Raw genomic sequence first — 21,025 nt, forward strand, 5'->3', positions numbered from 1 at the left:
CTTCTGTACCTGGGCGGATGCCTTTTCGCAAAATTTTCGCTTGATCCGGTAAGGAGCCTGGAGAGACTGGCATTAGGCTATGGGACGTCCGGGTTGCCGGATGTTGGCGCCCCTGCGACACGCAGGGCATCTGTGTGCCGCTATGGTCGGGTGCGGGTGGTTGCGCTCTTGCGCGTGATGAGGGGGGCTCGTGCTCCTGCCGGTCGCGCTGCATGCGCAAAATGCGCCCCCGAAACCCCGTCAGCCGTGGAGGCGAGGCCGAATGGAAGCCGTAACAGACGTATTGTCAGCGCTCATCCCCCCGCTCGTGGTCGCCGGCGCCTTCATCTTTGGCGTAGTGAAGTTGGTCCGCTCCGAGGGGGCTGGACGGCGTCCAAACCCTCAGGATCAGGCTGAGAACCAGAACTGATCAGCCACTCAGCCGAATCCCCGCTGAGCTGAATTGTCTCCGCGCCTTTCCGGGTATATGTTTGGGCAGGCGAATGAAACAATGCTCCGGGAAAGGATTGCGTAGATGGCCAAGCAGATCCAGGAGATTCTCATCGATGACCTCGATGGGGGCGAGGCCAATGAGACGGTCAGCTTCGCTATTGACGGCTCCTCCTATGAGATTGACCTCAGCGACCTTAACGCGAAGAAGCTGAGGGACGCGCTCACACCTTTCGTGCAGCATGCACGCAGGGCGGGTGCGGTGGCCGCGCGTCGTCGTGGCCGCGGCGGCAACCGTGCGATGAGCCGCGAGAAGAGCTCGGAGATCCGGCAGTGGGCCAAGGCTCACGGCCTGCCGGTCAGCGAGCGCGGCCGTATCGCCTCCACCGTCGTGGAGAAGTACGAAGCGGCTCACTGAGAGAGCCATCAGTCGACCATGCGCTTATGCCGTTCGCCTAGGACCCCGGCGGCCGCCATAAGCGCATGATCGTTTTACCGGGTGTCATGAATGCGGGACGCTTCGGACAATGATCTTCTAATTCAGACATATGTGGGCGTTTTGGTCGCGCGTTCCGGTCTGTCCCGGGGCTGTTTCACTGGCCGGGGGCGCGCATATGTGAGGGCGTCCCGTTCCCGCTTCGCCGAATGCTCGCCGGGCGGTGATACCTCATTGAACGTACGTTCCGGGTGCGCGGATGGGCGCGAGCGGGCTTCCCTTTTGGCCACCGGATACCCGTCGCGGGCGAGTGGGTTTTAGCCGGGGGGCGGCGCATCCCCGGCACCGGTTTTGCTGAGAGGCTGCTCCGGTTTTGCTGAGAGTTGCGGGCATCGGTGGCGCCGGTTTCCCTGAGAGTCGCTCGCATCCGTGGCGCCGGTTTTCCTGAGATGCGCACGTGCCGGCCGTGCCGGTTTTCCTGAGAGGCGCGTGCGTCGGCCGCGCGGATTTGGGCGAGAGGCGCGTGGGCCGGCCGTGCTGGTTTTGCTGAGAGTCGCTCGCGTCCGTGATGGCGGTTTTGCTGCGAGGGCGCGCATCGGTGGCGGCGGGTTTCGCTGAGAGTCGCTCGCATCTGGTGGTGCTGGTTTTGCGCCCGCTCGGCCATCCTGTGGCCTGCTCGATCCCCGGACGCGCCTTTCGCGGGCTTGCTCGTCTCTTGGGAGCGCTTTCTCGGTCGGACGCGCATCCCGCACGGGCGGGTTTTGCGGGGCTCCGGCCCCGGCCGAGATCACGCTTAAGCGCGGCAACACCCATAGATCGCCGCCAGGCTTACCTCGCCGAGTTGTTTCCGATGGCCCGTTCCATCCCGGGTCGGCGGCTCCATAGACGTGAACCGATGCCGGCGCCCGGCATGGCGATGCTCTCCCTCGCCCATCCGTGCGTGCGCGCCTTTAAGGTCCGCCGTGCCATCCCTCGATCCCGGCGCGCGTTATGGTCGCCGCGCACATCTTCGCGAACGCGGGTTATGCCGCGTGCCCATCTCCACCGCCGCCAGGGAGAGGGGTGTACGGAATGCCGTGTCCCCGGGCGCGTTCGCACAATGCCGGGCACCCGCTAGTGCGTCCAGTGTGCGAATGCCGTGCACGTGCAAGTGAGCGAATGCCGTGCGCCTCTTGGACGACAGTGGTGTCACTCACGGGGATGCCGATGTAGCGGGCAGGCTGCGGGACGGCAGTAGGGATAGGGCGGGGATCGCAGCGGGCGGGGCGATTGGCCCGCGGGATGCGGACGGGCGGCGCCCGGTAACCTGGCTGACCGGATGGCGGATTACGCGTGGTGACGGTGTGGCGGTGTGTGCCGCGTTGTGCTCAGGGCGTAGCGCGTGCGCTTGGCCAAGCATTGCATCGGGACATAGGATGATTACGTAACAGATACGGACGCGGCATCTGAGATGCGCGGGCGAGGGTGTGCTCCCAACACCGGCTCGCCCCAAGCGTTCGGATGGCCGATCCGTGTTGATCTGCGTACGCCCGGGTGGCAATTTTCAGCCGCTTCCGTGAAGCGCGTTAAACATCGTTCGCTTGCGGCGTATCGGGAACATGGCACCCCCGAACAGTAGTTGGATGGAGGGTGAACGCCCTGCTCTCGGGGAACGTCTCTGCTATAGAGCGTGTCAGCGGCAGTGGGCACGGTTCGCCGAGCCAGGGCTAGCATGCGGGATGACGGGACCGGATTTACCGGCCTGACTGACCGCTCTGTGAGGAGCGACGAGATGTTCGAGAGGTTCACCGACCGAGCGAGGCGTGTTGTCGTCTTGGCCCAAGAAGAGGCCAGGATGCTCAACCACAACTACATCGGCACTGAGCACATTCTTCTTGGTTTGATCCATGAAGGTGAAGGCGTAGCCGCCAAGGCTCTGGAGAGCCTCGGCATCAGCCTTGAGGGTGTGCGCCAGCAGGTCGAGGAGATCATCGGCCAGGGCCAGTCGGCTCCGTCGGGGCACATTCCGTTCACCCCGCGGGCCAAGAAGGTCCTCGAGCTGTCGCTCCGTGAGGCTTTGCAACTGGGTCACAACTACATCGGCACCGAGCACATCCTGCTCGGGCTCATCCGTGAGGGTGAAGGTGTGGCCGCCCAGGTGCTGGTCAAGCTTGGAGCTGATCTCAACCGTGTCAGGCAGCAGGTCATCCAGTTGCTCCACGGTTACCAGGGCAAGGAGCCGGCCGCGGCGGGCGGCCCGCAGGAGTCGGCCCCGTCGACGTCCCTGGTGCTCGACCAGTTCGGCCGTAACCTGACCCAGGCAGCCCGTGAGGGCAAGCTGGATCCGGTCATCGGCCGTGAGAAGGAGATCGAGCGGGTCATGCAGGTCCTCTCCAGGAGGACCAAGAACAACCCGGTTCTGATCGGCGAGCCCGGCGTCGGCAAGACCGCCGTCGTGGAAGGCCTGTCGCAGAAGATCGTCAGGGGCGAGGTGCCCGAGACGCTGAAGGACAAGCAGCTCTACACGCTTGACCTCGGCGCCCTGGTCGCCGGCTCCCGCTACCGCGGTGACTTCGAAGAGCGCCTGAAGAAGGTCCTCAAGGAGATCCGCACGCGCGGCGACATCATCCTGTTCATCGACGAGCTGCACACGCTCGTGGGTGCGGGCGCCGCCGAGGGCGCGATCGACGCGGCCAGCATCCTCAAGCCGATGCTGGCGCGTGGTGAGCTGCAGACGATCGGCGCGACCACGCTCGACGAATACCGGAAATACCTCGAGAAGGACGCCGCGCTGGAGCGCCGTTTCCAGCCGATCCAGGTGGCCGAGCCCTCGCTCAGCCACACGATCGAGATCCTCAAGGGTCTGCGCGACCGCTACGAGGCACACCACCGCGTGTCCATCACCGACGACGCGCTGGTGGCCGCCGCACAGCTGGCCGACCGCTACATCAGCGACCGCTACCTGCCCGACAAGGCGATCGACCTCATCGACGAGGCCGGGTCCCGGATGCGCATCCGCAGGATGACCGCTCCGCCGGACCTGCGCGAATACGACGAGAAGATCGCCAACGTCCGTCGCGACAAGGAGTCCGCGATCGACGCGCAGGACTTCGAGAAGGCGGCTGCCCTCCGTGACCAGGAGAAGCAGCTCCAGCTCAAGCGCGAGCGGCGGGAGAAGGAGTGGAAGGCCGGCGACATGGACGTCGTGGCCGAGGTCACTTCGGAGCTCATCGCCGAGGTCCTGGCCACCGCCACCGGCATCCCGGTCTTCAAGCTGACCGAGGAGGAGTCGCAGCGCCTGCTCCGCATGGAGGACGAGCTCCACAAGCGGATCATCGGCCAGGACGACGCCATCAAGGGTCTGTCGCGGTCCATCCGGCGCACGCGCGCCGGTCTGAAGGACCCGCGCCGTCCCGGCGGCTCGTTCATCTTCGCGGGTCCCTCCGGCGTCGGTAAGACCGAGCTGTCCAAGGCTCTGGCGGAGTTCCTCTTCGGCGACGAAGACTCTCTGATCAGCCTGGACATGTCGGAGTTCATGGAGAAGCACACCGTCTCCAGGCTGTTCGGCTCGCCTCCCGGCTACGTCGGCTACGAGGAGGGCGGCCAGCTCACCGAGAAGGTGCGGCGCAAGCCGTTCTCCGTGGTCCTGTTCGACGAGATCGAGAAGGCCCACCCCGACATCTTCAACTCGCTGCTGCAGATCCTGGAAGACGGTCGCCTGACCGACGCCCAGGGTCGCGTGGTCGACTTCAAGAACACGGTCATCATCATGACCACCAACCTCGGCACCCGCGACATCTCCAAGGGCATCGGGGTCGGGTTCGCGAAGTCCAACGACGCCGACTCCAACTACGACCGGATGAAGTCCAAGGTGCAGGAAGAGCTCAAGCAGCACTTCCGGCCCGAGTTCCTCAACCGTGTCGACGACATCGTGGTCTTCCACCAGCTCACGCCCGCCGAGATCATCCTGATCGTCGATCTGATGCTCGCTCAGGTGGACTCCAGGCTGAAGGACCGCGACATGGGGCTCGACGTCTCGCAGGACGCCAAGCAGCTGCTCGCCGACCGTGGTTACGACCCGGTCATGGGCGCTCGGCCGCTGCGCCGTACGATCCAGCGCGAGCTCGAAGACTCCCTGTCGGAGAAGATCCTTTACGGTGAGCTCCGGCCGGGGCAGGTCGTGAAGGTGACGATCGAGGGCGAAGGCGACAACGCCAAGTTCCTCTTCCGGGGCGAGTCCGCCTCGGAGGTCCCGGACTCGGCGGCCGCGATCGCCGCGCCGATCCAGAACTGACGGGGCACACACCGCCTCAGGTTCGAACGGAAGCCCCCGCGTGAACTGCCACGCGGGGGCTTCCGTCTGTCCGGCCCGTGCGGGATCTCCGGCCGTCTGCCTCGTGGGGCCTCCGGTTCTTCGGCCTGTGCGGGCTTGCGGTCGCCGGCCCCTTGGGGCTTCGCCGGTCCGATCCGTGCGGGTCGACGGTCGTTGGCCTTGCGACGGCTGCTTACGTGTCCCGGGGGACGACGGCCCCGATCCGGAGTTGCCGCCGTAGAGCGTCTTGCGGGCTTGTCGCCGGGCTCGGTCTGCGGGGCGTTCGCCCGCGGTTGGTGCGCGGGTGATTTGGCGCTAGATCGCGGGGGCGGGCGGTGAGATCATGATGGCCGCGGACGCGAAATGGGGGCCATGCATGCGTTTATCCCGGACGTTCGGCGCCGCCCTGGGGGCGGTCATCGCGGTGGCGATCACCGCGACGCCCGTGGCGGCGGTGGCGCAGGCGCCCACGTACGCCTTTCACAAGCAGACGCTGTGGAAGCAGTACACGACGACGGACCCGGCCACCGGATCGACGGTGACGACCTGTTTCCGGCTTCCCGCGGTCGTGAAGACCAGCAGGGACGTGCTGCTCGCCTTCGCCGAGCGGCGGAACAAGAACGACTGTGCCGACCACGGCGCGTTCGACGTCGTCATGCGGCGTTCCATCGACAACGGCGTCACCTGGCAGGCGAGCAAGACGGTCCTGGCCGGCGCCGCCGGGGCCGCCCTCCAGGGGAACGCCACGGTGGTCGCCGACTCGGCCGGGCCCGTGTTCCTGTTCACGACGGCCGAGCCGACGGCCGGCCAGGCCACACCGCGTACCCCGAAGGTGCAGGTCAGCCAGGACGACGGTCAGACGTGGTCGGCGCCCAAGGACCTGTCGGGTGTCATCAAGGCGCCGGCGGGCGCCGGCGACTGGTTCGCGACCGGGCCGGGGCACGGGATCCAGCTGACGCGGGGCGACCACGCGGGACGGCTCGTGGTGCCCGTCTACTTCGCGGTCGGTGACCAGCAGAGCGTACGGCTGATCTACAGCGACGATCACGGCGCCGGCTGGAACATCGGCGCGACCGCCACCTACGACAAATCGGTGCTGAAGCTCGGCGAGCAGACGCTGGTCGAGCGCACCGACGGCAGCATCCTCGTGATCGCCCGCAACGGCGCGGTCCCGGACCAGACGTCCGTGCACGGCCTCGCCCGGGCCACCAGCACGGACGGCGGCCTGACCTTCAGCGGCGCCTTCCAGGCCGACACCGCCGTCATCGCGCCGCCCACCCATCCGGCGCTGCTCCGCCAGCGCTGGGACGGCGGTCCCTACACCCGGATCCTGTTGTCGGCGCCCGCCACACCGAAGACGAACAACAACCCGGTGGGCCTGAACGTCCGCTCGTCGTTCGACGAGGGTGCGACCTGGCGCAACTACGACAACAGCACCGGGAACGCCGGTATCCGGATCGACGGCGACCACGCCGGATACTCGGACATGGCGCTCATCGGCAACGGCGCGATCGGCGTGCTGTACGAGGCGGGGACGGCCCGGTTCAGGGATGAGATCCGCTGGAACTGGTTCTGGGAGAGTGCCATCGGCCTGCGCTGACGGGTGCGTCGCCAGGCTGGAGTCTGGGCGTGCCGTGGCGCGCCTGAGCACGTCGTCTGGGGCCGTGAGGTGTGCCGTCCGGGGTCTGAGTGGCTTTACGGGTGGTATGAGACGCCGGACGGTGTTTCTGGCGCGAGCAGCCGATATGGGGTCCGAGCGCCGCCTGCTCGATCGCCGTGCAGCGGATTCGGTAGGTCTCGAGATCGTCAATCCGCTCCGGTGTGACAGGTTTCACTTCTAACATGACCTTCGCCGTAAGATCCGCTCGCGCGTGATGTGGCGACGTGGGCGAAGTGGGGCCGGATGCGGCCGTTGCGTAATTGTTGGGCGATCGGGTATCGCACCACCGCGAGTAGTACTACACTGCGTAGAGCTTCGCCAAGTCTCATCCAAGTGAGCCACAAGATCGTGTTCCTAGGCTGAGGGCTGCTCCCTGGGGAGTAGTAAGAAATCAACTCAGGGCGGACGCGTGCGTCACCCGCAAGCAGGCATGCTCACAGGGTTCGCACGTCCGAGGCGGGCGACGGGAACACTAAAGCAAGCCGTGGAGGAAACCGATGCGCCTGCGTCACGCTGACGGAACGCTCGTTCACCTCGCCTATAACGCAGGCGTCCACCCCGCTGAAGACTTGGAGAACTTGATCGCCCATCTCACCCGTTACGCGGTCCCGGTGCGCAAGCGGCTGGGCGTGGAGCGGATGGGCATCGGCTTGTGGCTCGCACCCAGCGTCGCCGACCACCTCACAGCCGACCGCATCGAGCTGGTACGGCTGCGCCGCTCCCTGGAGGAGCGCGGCCTGGAGGTCGTGAGCCTCAACGGCACCGGCGGCCGCAACCAGGAGGTCCCCGGCCCCGACTGGGCCAAGCCCGAGCGCTACCGCTACACCATGGCGCTCGCCAAGATCCTGGCGTTCCTGCTGCCGGAGGACGTGCGGTTCGGGAGCATCTCCACGATTCCGATCGGCTGGCGGCGTGACTGGCCCGCCGACCTGCACTCCATCGCCACCCGCCGGCTGGAGCGGCTGGCCCGCGAGCTGCGCGGCATCTACAGCGTGACGGGCAAGACGATCAGGGTCGGGTTCGAGCCGTGGCCCGGGTGCGTGCTGGAGACGACCGAGCAGGCGCTTGAGCGGGTGTGCGGCATCGACTCCGAGCACCTCGGAGTGTGCCTGGACGCCTGCAATCTCACCTGCGGCGCCGAGGAGCCGGGCGCGGCACTCAGAGGACTGGCCGCGGCCGGTGCGCCGGTGGTCAAGCTCGGGCACGTGCACAACCACACAGGCGAGACGCCCAGCACGGGCGCGGTGCTGCACGACACGATGACGGCCATGCTTTCGGGGGCGGTCAGCGGGAATGCGCACATCGAGGTCGAGACGCACAACCTGATGGTGCCCGGCCGGGCCAAGGGGCCCGGGGCGTTGGTTTCGCTGCTGGCGGAGGAGCTGGCGTGGGCCCGTACCAACCTGACGAGCCTGGGTCTCCAGCTCGCCGCCTGACCGTCCGCTTCTTCGGCTGGAAACCTCTTTCCGCCGTCCAACGGCTCCTCGCGGGGCCGTTGGGCGGCTTTGGGCTGTTCAGAGGCTGCCGAACCAGCCGGGGGTGTCGAGGCGCCACAGGTTGGCCGGGGTCATTTTGCGCAGGTCCGATTCCAGCGCCCGTAGCCGGTCCTCGCCCAGTTCGCTTGCCCAGCGCGCGCGGAGGGTGTCGAAGATGCGGGCCGAGCGGTACAGGGCATCCAGTCCGTACGGGGTGAGCCGGGTGATCTTGCGTCTCGTGTCGCCGGGATCGGCGGTGCGTTCCACGTAGCCGAGGCGTTCGAGGGTGTCGATCGTCTTGCCCGCGGCCTGCTTGGAGACGCCGAGCGTACGGCCCAGCTCGACGGCCGTGGTGCCGCCCGGGCCGATGGCCTGCATGACGAACCCGTACATGGGCCGGATATCCGGATGCCCCTGCCGGGCCAGCTCGGCGTGCAACTCGTCGATCAGCATCCTGAACGCGAGCAGCAGGCGCAACGGTAGCTCGAAGCCGGGGACGTCACTTGACACGATAGACAACCTGGTTAACTATATGGACAACGTGGTTGCCTATCTTAGGGGGTTGGACGCGTGACTGTCATACGTGACGCGCAGGCTCGGCGGTCCGAGACGCCTGGCGGGGTCATGACGACCTTCGCCTCGCCGACGCAGGGAGGGGCCTCGCGGTCGCTCTGGAAGGTGGAGGCCAAGCCGGGGGCTGTCGGGCCGGTGCACGATTTCGACAGCGAGCAGGTATGGAGCTGGATCGAAGGGGCGGCGACCGTCGAGCTGGGCGGCGAGACGTTCGCCGTGGCGGCCGGAGACGTCGTCGTCATGCCTGCCCGCACGGTGCGGCGGGTGCTGGCCGACGCGGACGGCGGCTACACGGCCGTCGTCACGGCTCCGGCCGGCGCCAGGGCCATGACTGCGGACGGAGCCGATTACGGCGTCCCGCCGTGGATCGCGTGAAGGTCGGTAAAGGCCCGCGAACGGCCGCCAATGGCCGTCAAGGGCCGCGAATGGCCAGGCAATGGCCGTGCAGGGCCGCGAATGGTGCAGGCCGCGAATGGCCGCGCAAGGGTCGTGGAGGGTCTCGCGTGGCCGTGAAGGGTGTCAGGGAACGTGCAGGAAGGGGATCGTTGATGAAGTCTGTTGTTCAGTCGGCTGATCGGCGCAGGGTCGAGACGCCCAACGGGGTCATGACCACGCTGGCCTCGCCCACGCAGGGGATGGCCGGGCAGGCCGTGTGGCGGGTGGATGCCAAGCCCGGCATGGTGGGGCCGGTGCACGCGTTCGACGCCGAGCTGGTGTGGACGTGGCTCGACGGGGCCGCCGTCGTCGAGCTGGGCGGAGAGCGGTTCGAGGTCGCCGCGGGGGACACCATGGTGCTGCCCGCGGACGTGAGCCGGCAGCTGTTCGCCGACTCGGCGGCCGGGTTCGCCGCGATCGTGGTCGCGCCGCCCGGGGCCGAGGTCTACAACCCGGGCGGCGTCTCGGAGCCCGACGCGTGCGATCTGGCCCCCAAGGACGCCGAACGCATCGTCCCGCCCTGGATTCGGTAAGGGCGGCCGGCGTCCCGGCGGTGGTCAGGCGTGGGGGAGGCGGTAGGTGCCGTCGTCGAGGTGCTCGGCCAGGCCGTCGGTGATGAGGCCGTCGAGGGCGCGCTCACGTTGCACCGCGTCGTCCCACACGACGTCGAGCGCCGCCTTGGGCACCGGGCCATGCGCCGAGCGCAGCACCTCCAGGAGCCGGCCGCGACACTGGCGGTCGGTCCCCGCGTACGTCTGGCCCTTGCGCGCGGGCCCGGCGTGCGGCGGCTTGCCGGCCAGGCGCCAGGCGCACAGGTGGGTGATCGGGCAGTCGGCGCAGCGCGGTGAGCGGGCCGTGCAGACCAGGGCGCCCAGCTCCATCACCGCCACACCCCAGCGGGCCGCTCCCAGCTCGGGCAGCAGGGTGTCGGCCAGCCGCCGCTCGGCCGCCGAGGTGGCCGTGGGCGGGTATTCCTCCGCGCTCACCGCCCTGGCGAACACCCTGCGGACGTTCGTGTCCAGCACGGCATGGCGGCCGCCGTAGGCGAAGCTGGCGACCGCGGCGGCGGTGTACTCGCCGATGCCCGGCAGGGCCAGCAGGGTCGCGTGGTCGGACGGCACCTCGCCGCCGTGCTCCTCGGTGATGGCCTTCGCGCAGGCGTGCAGGCGCAGCGCGCGGCGGGGATAGCCGAGCCTGCCCCAGTGCCGTACGGCTTCACCGGGCTGCTCGGCGGCCAGCGCCTCGGGCGTGGGCCAGCGGGCCATCCATTCGTGCCAGATCGGCAGGACGCGCACGACCGGGGTCTGCTGGAGCATGATCTCGCTGACCAGCACGCCCCACGGGGTCGCGTCGGAGGCACGCCACGGGAGGTCTCGGGCGTTGTCCTCGTACCAGTCCAGAACGGGGGCGTGCAGGAGGTTCGACTCAACCACAGGGTCAAGGGTATGCCTAGTTGATTGGGCTCGGCGTGTCGTCACTCCTCGCAGCTTCGCGATTACCATGCTGAGCGTATGGATCCGGATACGATGCGTGCGGACGGCGGTGACGTCTACTGGCGGCGGCGGATGAGCGTGCTGGTGGCGGTGCTCGTCGTGGTGGCCGTGGTGGCGTGGGCGTGCTCAAGCGGGAGCAGCGGGCCGGAGCGCACGTCCAGCGCACAGGCGTCACCCAGCGTCACTCCCAACACTGATCCGCTGCTCGCGGGCCTGCGCACCCTCGCCATGGGCACCACGAGCCCGACGCCCACTCCCACAGCACCCAAGACGTCCCCGGCCGCCCGGCCGAAGCGGCCCGGTGAGGTGTGTGCCGAGGAGGACCTGGTGCTCAGCATGCAGGGCGGCCAGGAGCAGATCTACGCGGCAGGCGCCAAGCCCAGCTTCCTGGTCACGCTGGTGAACACCGGGCCCGTCATGTGCACGGCCGACGTGGGCCCGCGCGCCATGGAGATCCGCATCACCTCGGGGGCGGACCGGATCTGGTCCACCGCCGACTGCGTGAGCGGGCCGGGCGCGGAGGTGCAGCAGCTCCAGCGCGGAGTGCCGTACGTCAGGTCGCTCGACTGGGACCGCCGCCGCTCCAGCACCGACTGCCGCAGCACGCCGGCCATGGCGCTGCCCGGCACGTACGTGGCCACGGTCCGGATGGGCAAGCTGCGCAGCACCAAGGGCGTCTTCCACCTCCGTTAGCCCAAGACCCTAGGCGCGGTCGTAGCGCATGATCACGATCTGTGCGTCGCAGGTGCGTGACTCGACCAGCCGCAGGCCGAGCCGTTCCGCGCCGACGGCGAACAGCGGCCGGCCGCCGCCGAGCACGACCGGGTGCACCGCGATGTGGTACTCGTCGATCAGGCCGTGCTCGGTGAGCGCGGCGGCCAGGGCCGAGCCGCCGGTCAGCAGCAGATCCTTGCCGGGCTGCCGCTTGAGCTCGGCCACTTCCTCGGCGAGGTTCTGGCCGAGGACCGTGGCGCCCCAGCCGGCGTCCTTCAGCGTGGTCGAGAAGACGATCTTCGGCATGTCACGCCAGATCGGGGCGAACTTCAGCACGTGCGGATGATCCGAGACCGACTCGGCGGTGGGCCAGAAGGCCGCCATGCCTTCCCATACGCCCCGCCCGTACAGGAAGGTGTCGACCCGCTCGGTCAGCGCCTCCGAGTACGCCGACAGCTCATCGCCCATCACCGGCCAGTCGAACTCGCCCTGCGGCCCGTCGATGTGCCCGTCGATCGACGTGTGCACCCAGAAGACGATCTTACGCATGTCCGGCTCCTTCGCCTGGTCCCGCTTCGCTTGCGTACGGAGGTCGGAGCCGGAAGCCGGTTCTCTACATCCGGCCCGGAGATTTTTCCGCTCAGACGTAGCGTTCGAGGATGGAGGACTCGGCGAGGCGAGACAGGCCCTCCCGGACGCTGCGCGCTCTGGACTCCCCGACTCCGCCCACGGCTTGCAGGTCGTCGATGCTGGCCGCCAGCAGCTTCTGCAGGCCGCCGAAGTGGTTGACCAGGCGGTCGACCACGGAGGCGGGCAGCCGGGGGACCTTGGCCAGGAGGCGGAAGCCGCGCGGGCTCACCGGGCTGTCGAGCTTTTCCGTGCCGTTGTGGCCGAGCACGTGGGCCACGGTCGACAGGTCGAGGAGCTCGCCGCCCGACAGCTTGTCGAGCTCGTGGATGGCCTCGACGAGGCGGCGCTGGCGGCGGCCGGAGGGAGCCGGCAGGTAGTCGCGGATCACCAGCTCGCGCTCCGAGTCGACCCCGGCGACCAGCTCGTCGAGCTGGAGGGACAGCAGCCGGCCGTCCGTGCCCAGCTCCACCACGTAGCCCTTGATCTCGTCGGAGATGCGGCGGACCATCTCCAGGCGCTGCGCGACGGCGGACACGTCGCGAACCGTGACCAGGTCCTCGATCTCCAGGGCCGACAGCGTGCCGGAGACCTCGTCAAGACGGTGTTTGTAGCGTTCGAGCGTGGCCAGGGCCTGGTTGGCCTTGGACAGGATCGCCGCGGACTCCTCCAGGACGTAGCGGATGCCGTCGAGGTAGAGGGCGATGATCCGCATCGACTTGCTGATCGCGATGATGGGCAGGCTGGTCTGCCTGGCGACGCGCTGGGCGGTGCGGTGGCGGGTGCCGGACTCGTCGGTGGGGATGGAGGGGTCGGGCACGAGATGCACGGCGGCGCGCACGATCTTCTGGTCGCCGCTCACCACGATGGCGCCGTCCATCTTGGCCAGCTCGCGCAGCCTGGTGGCGGAGAACTCGACGTCGAGCTCGAAACCGCCGCTGCAGACCTCTTCGACGACCCTGTTGTAGCCGAGCACGATGAGCCCGCCGGTCTGCCCGCGCAGGATCCGCTCCAGGCCGTCGCGCAATGGTGTGCCCGGCGCCACAGCGGCCAGGGCTTCGCGACGGCGGTCGTCAAGACTCCTATCCACCTGACCCCCGTGTCGATCGGTCAAGCTCAGCTTAGCCGTGCTATGTGACGTGTGTGAGAGCGTCCCAGACGTTCTCTGCCTGGACGACCTCGAACCCGGGCGCGAACGCGACCGGCCCGACCGGCACCAGCGACCGCTGCCCGGCGTGTTTACGGGTGCCCTCTTCAAGGGATCCGGCCGGCACGAGGGCGCGCTTGAAGCCCAGCCTGGCCGCCTCCATCAGTCGCCTGCGCACGTCCTTGACCGGGCGCAGCTCGCCCGCGAGGCCCACCTCGCCGAGCGCGACCAGCCCGGCGGGCAGCGGCTTGTCCCCTGCGGCGCTGGCGACGGCCAGCATGACCGACAGATCCACGGCGGGATCGGCCAGCTTGATGCCGCCGACGGTCGCGGTGAACACGTCGCAGCCGCTGAGCCGGGCGTTGAGCCTGCGCTCCAGGACGGCCAGGATCATCTGCACGCGGTAGGTGTCGAGCCCCGACGAGGTGCGCCTGGGCTGCTGCGCATCCGTGCGCGCGACCAGAGCCTGGACCTCCGCCGGGAGCGGGCGGGTGCCCTCGACCGTGACGGTGACGCAGGTGCCGGGCACCGGCTCGCTGCGCCGCGAGACGAACAGGCCGCTCGGGTCGGTGATGCCCTCGATGCCCCCCTCGTGCAGGTCGAAGCAGCCGACCTCGTCGGTGGCGCCGAACCGGTTCTTGATCGCGCGGACCATGCGCAGCCTGGAGTGGCGGTCGCCCTCGAAGTTGAGGACGACGTCGACCAGGTGCTCCAGCGTGCGCGGGCCCGCGATGGTGCCGTCCTTGGTGACGTGGCCGACGAGCACGGTGGCCATGTTGCGCTCCTTGGCCAGGCGCACCAGGTTGGCCGCCACCTCGCGGACCTGCGTCACCCCGCCGGGCACGCCCGTGGTCTGCGCGGAGCCGACCGTCTGCACCGAGTCGACCACCAGCAGCGTCGGCTGCACCTTCTCCACATGGGTGACCAGGGCCGACAGGTCGGTTTCTGCCGCGAGGTAGAGGCGGTCCTGGATCGCGCCGATGCGGTCGGCGCGCAGGCGCACCTGGGCCGCGGACTCCTCGCCCGTCACGTAGAGGACCGTCTCGCGCTCGGCGATGCGGGCCGCGGCCTGCAGCAGCAGCGTGGACTTGCCGATGCCGGGCTCGCCGGCCAGCAGGATGACCGCGCCGGCCACCAGGCCGCCGCCGAGCACCCGGTCGAGCTCGGCCACGCCGGTCGAGCGCGCCGCCGCCAGCTCGGCCTTGACCTGGCCGATCGGCAGCGCGGGCGCGGTGGTGGCGCCCGCCTGGACGACGCTGACCCCGCCGCGGGCGCCCTCCTCGTCGACCGTGCCCCAGGCCTGGCACTCACCGCACCTGCCCACCCATTTGGTGGTGCGCCAGCCGCATTCGGCGCAGCGGTATCCGGGCTTCTGGGCAGTCTTGGCCATGCGGAGCAGGCTAGCGGTATGTACTGACAATCTTCGAGCCCCACGCGTACGGCGCGGGCCGGACCGTCACCGTGACCTCCAGCGGCCCGGTCAGCGCGTGATAGGCGAACCCGTTCGCGGTCTGCAGCTCCCGCCCGTCCACCACGAGCGGCTCACCTCCGCCCGGGCGAAGGGCGCGCGCCACCCCGGGCGGAGGGTTTACGCCAGGCCCAGCTCCGAGACGAGCATGCGCTTGGGCTTGGCCCCGATGATCTGCTTGACCGGCTCGCCGTTCTCGAACAACAGCATCGTCGGCACGGCCATGACGCCGTAGCGGGCCATGATCTCGGGGTTCTCGTCGGTGTTGAGCTTGCCGATGGTCAGGCCGTGCTCGGCCTCGATCTGCTCCAGCACAGGACCCACCATCCGGCACGGCCCGCACCATTCGGCCCAGAACTCGACCAGCACCGGCTTGTCGCTCTTGAGCACCTGCTCCTCGTAGTTGTCCGTGGTCAGTGTGATCATCTTCATCCCCTTACGAAGCAACCTGGGCACGATTGGGCGAGCTGGGCGGCCACCTCCGCGCGGCGGGCGAGCAGGACGCGGATCTCCTCGTCGATCTGGGTCAGCTTGCGCTCGTAGACCTCGACGGACTCCGCGCACGAGCCGCCCGTGCTGTGCCCACGCCGCAGGCAGTCCACGAACGGCCGGGTGTCCTCCAGCGTGAACCCGACGTTCAGCAGGGCCCTGATCTCGGACACCAGCCGGACGTCGTCCTCGCTGTAGTCGCGGTAGCCGTTGGACCCACGGCGGGCGCTGAGCAGCCCGTGCTGCTCGTAGTAGCGGAGCGAGCGGGTGCTCACTCCGGTGCGTTCCGCCAGCTCACCGATGCGCATGCCCTCACCGTAAACGTTGACACCGACGTCAATGTCAAGCCTCAGAAGTAGCGCCAGCGCAGAACGTTCGGATAGGGGAGCTCCAGACCAGGCGTTTCGGCGATGGCCTGCTCGGCCACCTCGGGCGTGAACTCGATGCGCAGCACCGCCTCCAGGTCCGCCCGCCGCTCGAAGGCCATCCGGAGGTCCAGCGGGCGTCGCTGCCAGCCCTGGCGGTCCCAGAACGACTCGACCTCGCGGACGGAGTAGGCCGGCACGGTACGGGAGAACCACCGGCCGAACGACCCCCGCCCGGCGTCCAGGTCGACGACGAAGGCCGCGCCGCCGCGGCGTACCACCCGTGACAGCTCGCGCAGCCCCGGCTCGCAGCCGGGCCCGAAGAAGTACGCCCACCGCGCGACGGCGACGTCCACGCTCGCGTCGGGCAGCGGCAGGTCCTGGGCCGTGGCCGCGTGCACCGTCACGTTGGCCAGCCCGGCGCAGCGGCGGCGGGCCAGGCCGGCCAGATCGCCGTGCGGCTCGACGCCGACCACCTGAGCCGCCTCGGCGGCCAGGACCGGCAGGTGATAACCCGTGCCGCAGCCGATGTCGAGCACGGTCGCGCCGTCCCATGGCCGCAGCGCGCGCATGGCCGCGTCGGCCGCGCAGTCCGGGTCGACGGCGCGATTCTCCAGCTCGTAGACCTGGGGCGTATTCCAGATATTCGGGCTCGGGATCGCACCTTTCGCTATCCGTGGCATGTCTCAACGGTAGGTGCTCTGTTACCTCTGGTGAGCCGTCTCACGTGGCCCACCAGAGGGGCTCGCGCGCCAGATCGCCTCCACCGGCTTAGGCTGGCAACGTGGCTGATGTCATCCGCGTGCCCAATGCGAAGATCGCATTGTCCACCGCTTCGGTATATCCGGAACGCACTCCTGACGCGTTCGAGCTGGCCGCGCGCCTGGGCTACGACGGCGTGGAGATCATGGTCGGCGCCGACCCGGTGAGCCAGGACATCGACGTGATCGAGCGGCTCTCGGAGCATTACGAGGTGCCCGTCCTGGCCATCCACGCGCCCTGCCTGCTCGTGACGCAGCGGGTCTGGGGGCGTGATCCGTGGGCCAAGCTGGTCAAGGCGCAGAAGGCGGCAGAGCGCCTGGGCGCCTCGACGGTCGTGGTCCATCCTCCGTTCCGATGGCAGCGCGACTATGCCCGCGACTTCGAGACCGGGCTGGCCAGGATGCGCGACGAGACAGGCGTCGCGTTCGCGGTCGAGAACATGTTCCCGCTCAAGGCCAGGGGCAACGACGTGGTTCCCTATTCACCCGACTGGAATCCCATCGACTACGACTTCCCGCAGGTCACCCTGGACCTGTCGCACACGGCCGTGTCGGGCTCCGACGCCATGGAGATGGCCGTCAAGCTCGGCGACCGGCTGGCCCACCTGCACCTGGCCGACGGGCTGGGTGTGTCCAACAAGGACGAGCACCTGGTGCCGGGCAGGGGCAACCAGCCGTGCGCCCAGATGCTGGAGCGCCTGGCCAACAACGGCTACTCGGGGCTGGTGGTGCTGGAGATCAACACGCGCAAGGCGGCCAGCCGTACCGAGCGGATCGACGACCTGGCCGAGGCGCTGGCCTTCGCCCGGCTGTATCTGGCGGCGTCCCGATGAGCGCGGGGCCGATCAAGGATCTGGGCCGGGTGTTCGACAGCGTGGCGGACGCGTACGACGCGGGCCGGCCCGCCTATCCCGACGAGATGTACCGCGCGCTGAGTGAGCTGTCCGGCGTCGATCTCGACGGCGCCACCACCGTGGACGTCGGGGCGGGCACGGGCATACTCACCCGCGCGCTCAGGGCGCGCGGCGCGCAGGTGATCGCCGTCGACCCGGGCGCCGAGATGCTCGCGCGGCTGGTGTCGCGGGCGGACGGCGAGGACGCCGGGGCCGGCGGGCGGGAGAAGAGCAGGGCGGACGAGCGGCTTGATCCCCCGCCCGTCGCGGCCGTGCTGGCCGACGGGAACGCGCTGCCGCTCGCCGACGGCGTGGCCGACCTGGTGACCTACGCGCAGTCGTGGCACTGGCTGGACCCGGTGGTCTCGATCGCGGAGGCCAGGCGGGTGCTGCGGCCCGACGGCGCGATCGTGGGCTGCTGGAACCTCAACCACGCCGCCCAGGCCGACTGGCTGGCGGCCTACGAGGCCCGGCTGGCCGAGGCGGTCCCCACCTACTGGGGGCCGGCCGTCGAGGAGTGGTCGGTGCCGCCGATCGCCTCGGCCTTCGAGGTGATCGAGGAGCGCTGGATCCCCTGGACGCGGCTGGTCGGCATCGAGGACTTCCTGCTCGGCCTGCGCTCCCACTCCTACATGGCGGCCATGTCGCCGCAGACCGCCGACGAGCTGGTCGAGCGCCAGCGCGTGGAGCTCCGCAAGGCGTTCCCCGAGGGCGTGCTCTCCGTCCCCATGCGCGTCTACCTGGCGGTAGGCCGGTGAGGCGACCGAGCCCGCCTCCCGCATCGAGGCCAGTAGGTGCAGCATGAGTACGCTCGACGGGGAAGGTGGCAGCGCCACCAGGCGGCGGCCCGGGCGGAGGCCGGGGTCGGCCGACACGCGGGGCGAGATCCTCGCCGCCGCCCGCCGGGTGTTCGCCGAGAAGGGGTTCGACAAGGCCACCGTGCGCGGCATCGCCAGGGAGGCCAAGGTCGATCCGGCCCTCGTGCACCACTACTTCGACACCAAAGAGGGCATGTTCGCGGCGGCCATGCAGCTGCCGATCACGCCTGACGAGATCATCCCGGTCCTGCTCGACGGCCCGCGCGAGGAGATCGGCGAGCGGCTCGTACGCCTGATCCTGCACGTCACCGCCGCGCCCGAGACGCGCGAGCCGCTGGTGGCGCTGATCCGCTCGGCCATGACGAACGAGCAGGCCGCCGGGATGTTCAGGGAGTTCATCACGAACGCGCTGCTCTACCAGGTGGCCGACCGGCTGGGCGTGCCGCACCTGCGGGTCGAGGCCGGGTTCGCGCAGATGTTCGGCGTGATCATGGGCCGTTACGTGCTCAAGCTGGAGCCGCTGGCGAGCGCCGACCACGAGGAGCTCGTCGAGCTGCTCGGGCCGACCATCCAGCGGTACTTCACCGGCTAGAGCATTGTTCTGGAGTGGCCGATGACCTTAGGGTATGTCGCGTACACCGGAAATGTTACCCGTGGGTAGGATCAGGGGAGAGGTCTGCGATGCGGGTGAGCGTACGCTGACAGCCAAAGTCGTCCTGGGAGGACCCCGTGCTCTGGGTAGCCGTCATCGGGCTTGTCATGACCGTCGCGGCGGTCGCCGTCGCCGGCCGCAGGGCGTTGTTCCTGTACAAGCTCGCCACCGTGGGCCCACCTGCGCCCGAGCGGATCGAATACGCCAAGGCCCACGCGGGCGATGAGGCCAAGGCGCAGCTCGTCGAGGTGTTCGGGCAGAAGAAGCTGCTCAAGTGGACCCCTTCGGGCGTCGCCCACTTCTTCGTCATGTGGGCGTTCTTCATCCTGCTGACCGTCTACATCGAGGCGTACGGCGCGATCGTCCAGGGCGCGATCACCGGCACGCCCGACTTCCACATCCCGCTCATCGGCACCTGGGGCGCGCTCGGCTTCCTCCAGGACTTCATCGCGGTCGCCTGCCTGCTCGGCCTGGTCGCCTTCGCGATCATCCGGATCAAGAACTCACCCGACAAGCTCGGCCGCCGCTCCCGCTTCTCCGGCTCGCACCTCGGCGGCGCGTGGCTCGTCCTGTTCATGATCTTCAACATCATCTGGACGCTCTTCCTCGCCCGTGGCGCCGCCGCCGCCAACGGCAACTTCCCCTACTCCTCCGGGGCGTTCGTCTCGCTGGCGCTCGGCGACGTGCTGCCGCAGACCGCGCTGCTGGAGGAGATCGCGCTGCTCCTGCACATCGGCTTCATGCTGGTGTTCCTGGTCATCGTGGTGCACTCCAAGCACCTGCACATCTTCACCGCCCCGCTCAACGTGCTCTTCTCGCGCCGTCCTGACGGTCTCGGCGCCGCGCCCGAGATGCGCGTGGACGGCAAGCTGGTCGACTTCGAGGACGAGGACCTCGACCCCGAGCGGCTCGGCCGCGGCAAGATCGGCGACACCACCTGGAAGGGCTTCCTCGACTTCTACTCCTGTACGGAGTGCGGCCGCTGCCAGTCGCAGTGCCCGGCCTGGAACACCGACAAGCCGCTCTCCCCGAAGATGCTGATCCTCGACCAGCGCGACCACGCCTTCAAGGTGGCCCCCTACCTCATGGCCGCCGCGAACGGCGTCGAGCACACGGACACCGACGTGCTGGCGTTGCTGGAGAAGCCGCTCGTCGGCGAGGACGGCGTGATCCACCCCGACGTGCTCTGGTCGTGCACCAACTGCGGCGCCTGCGTCGAGCAGTGCCCGGTGGACATCGAGCACATCGACCACATCCTCGACATGCGCCGCTACCAGGTCATGGTGGAGTCGTCGTTCCCGTCCGAGGCGGGGGTGATGGTGAAGAACCTGGAGAACAAGGGCAACCCGTGGGGCATGTCCGAGACGAAGCGCGCCGACTGGATCGAGGAGCTCGACTTCGAGGTCGAGCTGGTGGACGAGAAGATGCCCGAGGACACGGAATACCTGTTCTGGGTCGGATGCGCGGGCGCGCTGGAGGACCGGGCGAAGAAGACCACCAAGGCGGTCGCGGAGCTGCTGCACATCGCGGGCGTGAAGTTCGCCGTGCTCGGCCCGATGGAGGCGTGCACCGGTGACCCGGCCCGCCGCCTGGGCATGGAATACCTGTTCAACATGCTCGCCCAGCAGAACATCGAGACGCTCAACGAGGCGGGCGTCAAGAAGATCGTCGCCACCTGCCCCCACTGCTTCAACACGCTGGCCAACGAATATCCGCAGCTCGGCGGCACGTACGAGGTCGTGCACCACACCCAGCTGCTGGCCAAGCTGGTCGACGAGGGGCTGCTCACCCCGATCACGCCGATCGAGGAGAAGATCACCTACCACGACCCGTGCTTCCTCGGCCGCCACAACAAGGTCTACTCCCAGCCCCGCGACATCATGTCGAAGGTCCCCGGCGTGCAGACCCAGGAGATGCACCGCCACAAGGACCGCGGCTTCTGCTGCGGCGCCGGCGGCGCGCGCATGTGGATGGAGGAGCGCATCGGCAAGCGCATCAACACCGAGCGCGTGGACGAGGCGCTGACCACCAACCCCGACACCGTCTCCACCGCCTGCCCCTTCTGCATGGTGATGCTCGGCGACGCGATCAACGAGAAGAAGAACACCGGCGAGGCCAAGGAATCGCTGGAAGTCGTGGACGTGGCCCAGCTCTTGATCAAATCGGTCAAAGCACCTTCCTGACCACGGAAAGTCGGACTCCTCCACAGCCCATGTGGAGGAGTTCCGCACGTCAGTGGGGCCCAGTGCAAGAAATCTGCCATCCACATAACGGGAAAATCACGGTAACCTCAACGTCG

At 68.7% G+C, this 21,025-nt stretch carries 20 protein-coding genes; 11 read left to right on the top strand and 9 right to left on the bottom strand.

The features are described 5' to 3' along the window. Nucleotides 1–514 precede the first annotated feature (514 nt). The 4 genes from ABEA43_RS12410 (at nt 515) to ABEA43_RS12425 (ending at nt 8,252) form a co-directional block, all read left to right on the top strand. On the top strand, nt 515–847 hold the full coding sequence (locus ABEA43_RS12410; protein WP_345561267.1) for a histone-like nucleoid-structuring protein Lsr2: 333 nt from the start codon (nt 515–517) through the stop codon (nt 845–847). A 1,789-nt stretch (nt 848–2,636) separates the two neighbouring features. Further along, complete coding sequence (locus ABEA43_RS12415; RefSeq protein ID WP_345561269.1) at nt 2,637–5,138, top strand: ATP-dependent Clp protease ATP-binding subunit; 2,502 nt, start codon at nt 2,637–2,639, stop codon at nt 5,136–5,138. 394 nt (nt 5,139–5,532) lie between these two features. Further along, complete coding sequence (locus tag ABEA43_RS12420; RefSeq protein WP_345561271.1) at nt 5,533–6,756, top strand: sialidase family protein; 1,224 nt, start codon at nt 5,533–5,535, stop codon at nt 6,754–6,756. Between the two features lie 629 nt (nt 6,757–7,385). Continuing rightward, complete coding sequence (locus ABEA43_RS12425) at nt 7,386–8,252, top strand: TIM barrel protein (RefSeq protein ID WP_345561273.1); 867 nt, start codon at nt 7,386–7,388, stop codon at nt 8,250–8,252. Nucleotides 8,253–8,330: 78 nt separating this feature from the next. Here ABEA43_RS12425 and ABEA43_RS12430 read toward each other — a convergent pair whose 3' ends face one another. Next, a complete protein-coding gene (locus ABEA43_RS12430) occupies nt 8,331–8,801 on the bottom strand; it encodes a MarR family winged helix-turn-helix transcriptional regulator (RefSeq protein WP_345561275.1) in 471 nt (156 codons plus the stop codon). A gap of 60 nt (nt 8,802–8,861) precedes the next feature. Here ABEA43_RS12430 and ABEA43_RS12435 point away from each other — a divergent pair, with 60 nt between their 5' ends. Then, nucleotides 8,862–9,239, top strand: coding sequence for a cupin domain-containing protein (locus ABEA43_RS12435; protein ID WP_345561277.1), 378 nt, complete (start codon nt 8,862–8,864; stop codon nt 9,237–9,239). A 173-nt stretch (nt 9,240–9,412) separates the two neighbouring features. Further along, nucleotides 9,413–9,832, top strand: a complete 420-nt coding sequence (locus tag ABEA43_RS12440; RefSeq protein ID WP_345561279.1) for a cupin domain-containing protein — start codon at nt 9,413–9,415, stop codon at nt 9,830–9,832. Nucleotides 9,833–9,856: 24 nt separating this feature from the next. Here the strand turns inward: ABEA43_RS12440 and ABEA43_RS12445 are convergent, their stop codons facing one another. Further along, a complete protein-coding gene (locus tag ABEA43_RS12445) occupies nt 9,857–10,732 on the bottom strand; it encodes an HhH-GPD family protein (RefSeq protein ID WP_345561281.1) in 876 nt (291 codons plus the stop codon). A 78-nt stretch (nt 10,733–10,810) separates the two neighbouring features. On the opposite strand from ABEA43_RS12445, the gene ABEA43_RS12450 reads away from it, so the two are divergent. Next, nucleotides 10,811–11,485 carry a hypothetical protein gene (locus ABEA43_RS12450; RefSeq protein WP_345561283.1) on the top strand — a complete coding sequence of 225 codons (675 nt, stop codon included), beginning with the start codon at nt 10,811–10,813 and terminating at the stop codon, nt 11,483–11,485. 9 nt (nt 11,486–11,494) lie between these two features. Here ABEA43_RS12450 and ABEA43_RS12455 read toward each other — a convergent pair whose 3' ends face one another. The 7 genes from ABEA43_RS12455 to ABEA43_RS12485 all read right to left on the bottom strand — a co-directional run bounded on the left by ABEA43_RS12455 (nt 11,495) and on the right by ABEA43_RS12485 (nt 16,285). Then, the gene (locus ABEA43_RS12455; protein ID WP_345561285.1) at nt 11,495–12,055 is read right to left on the bottom strand and encodes a dihydrofolate reductase family protein; all 561 of its coding nucleotides are present in this window, start codon (nt 12,053–12,055) and stop codon (nt 11,495–11,497) included. 91 nt (nt 12,056–12,146) lie between these two features. Continuing rightward, nucleotides 12,147–13,223, bottom strand: coding sequence for a DNA integrity scanning diadenylate cyclase DisA (gene disA / locus ABEA43_RS12460; RefSeq protein ID WP_345561287.1), 1,077 nt, complete (start codon nt 13,221–13,223; stop codon nt 12,147–12,149). Nucleotides 13,224–13,263: 40 nt separating this feature from the next. Further along, nucleotides 13,264–14,670 carry a DNA repair protein RadA gene (gene radA / locus ABEA43_RS12465; RefSeq protein ID WP_345561289.1) on the bottom strand — a complete coding sequence of 469 codons (1,407 nt, stop codon included), beginning with the start codon at nt 14,668–14,670 and terminating at the stop codon, nt 13,264–13,266. Nucleotides 14,671–14,680: 10 nt separating this feature from the next. Continuing rightward, on the bottom strand, nt 14,681–14,815 hold the full coding sequence (locus ABEA43_RS12470) for a hypothetical protein (protein WP_345561291.1): 135 nt from the start codon (nt 14,813–14,815) through the stop codon (nt 14,681–14,683). A gap of 53 nt (nt 14,816–14,868) precedes the next feature. Continuing rightward, a complete protein-coding gene (gene trxA / locus ABEA43_RS12475) occupies nt 14,869–15,174 on the bottom strand; it encodes a thioredoxin (protein ID WP_345561292.1) in 306 nt (101 codons plus the stop codon). Between the two features lie 2 nt (nt 15,175–15,176). Beyond that, a complete protein-coding gene (locus tag ABEA43_RS12480; protein WP_345561294.1) occupies nt 15,177–15,545 on the bottom strand; it encodes a MerR family transcriptional regulator in 369 nt (122 codons plus the stop codon). A gap of 41 nt (nt 15,546–15,586) precedes the next feature. After that, nucleotides 15,587–16,285, bottom strand: coding sequence for a class I SAM-dependent methyltransferase (locus tag ABEA43_RS12485; RefSeq protein ID WP_345561296.1), 699 nt, complete (start codon nt 16,283–16,285; stop codon nt 15,587–15,589). 101 nt (nt 16,286–16,386) lie between these two features. On the opposite strand from ABEA43_RS12485, the gene ABEA43_RS12490 reads away from it, so the two are divergent. The 4 genes from ABEA43_RS12490 to ABEA43_RS12505 all read left to right on the top strand — a co-directional run bounded on the left by ABEA43_RS12490 (nt 16,387) and on the right by ABEA43_RS12505 (nt 20,909). Beyond that, the gene (locus tag ABEA43_RS12490; protein WP_345561297.1) at nt 16,387–17,196 is read left to right on the top strand and encodes a sugar phosphate isomerase/epimerase family protein; all 810 of its coding nucleotides are present in this window, start codon (nt 16,387–16,389) and stop codon (nt 17,194–17,196) included. Next, a complete protein-coding gene (locus ABEA43_RS12495) occupies nt 17,193–18,014 on the top strand; it encodes a class I SAM-dependent methyltransferase (protein WP_345561299.1) in 822 nt (273 codons plus the stop codon). Before ABEA43_RS12490 ends, ABEA43_RS12495 begins: the two co-directional genes overlap by 4 nt. A 43-nt stretch (nt 18,015–18,057) precedes the next feature. Further along, entirely contained in the window at nt 18,058–18,666 is a 609-nt protein-coding gene (locus ABEA43_RS12500; RefSeq protein WP_345561302.1) for a TetR/AcrR family transcriptional regulator, read from the top strand. A gap of 137 nt (nt 18,667–18,803) precedes the next feature. Continuing rightward, complete coding sequence (locus ABEA43_RS12505) at nt 18,804–20,909, top strand: (Fe-S)-binding protein (RefSeq protein ID WP_345561304.1); 2,106 nt, start codon at nt 18,804–18,806, stop codon at nt 20,907–20,909. Nucleotides 20,910–21,025 lie beyond the last annotated feature (116 nt).

Source organism: Nonomuraea rosea (genome assembly GCF_039539705.1).
Lineage (GTDB): Bacteria > Actinomycetota > Actinomycetes > Streptosporangiales > Streptosporangiaceae > Nonomuraea > Nonomuraea rosea.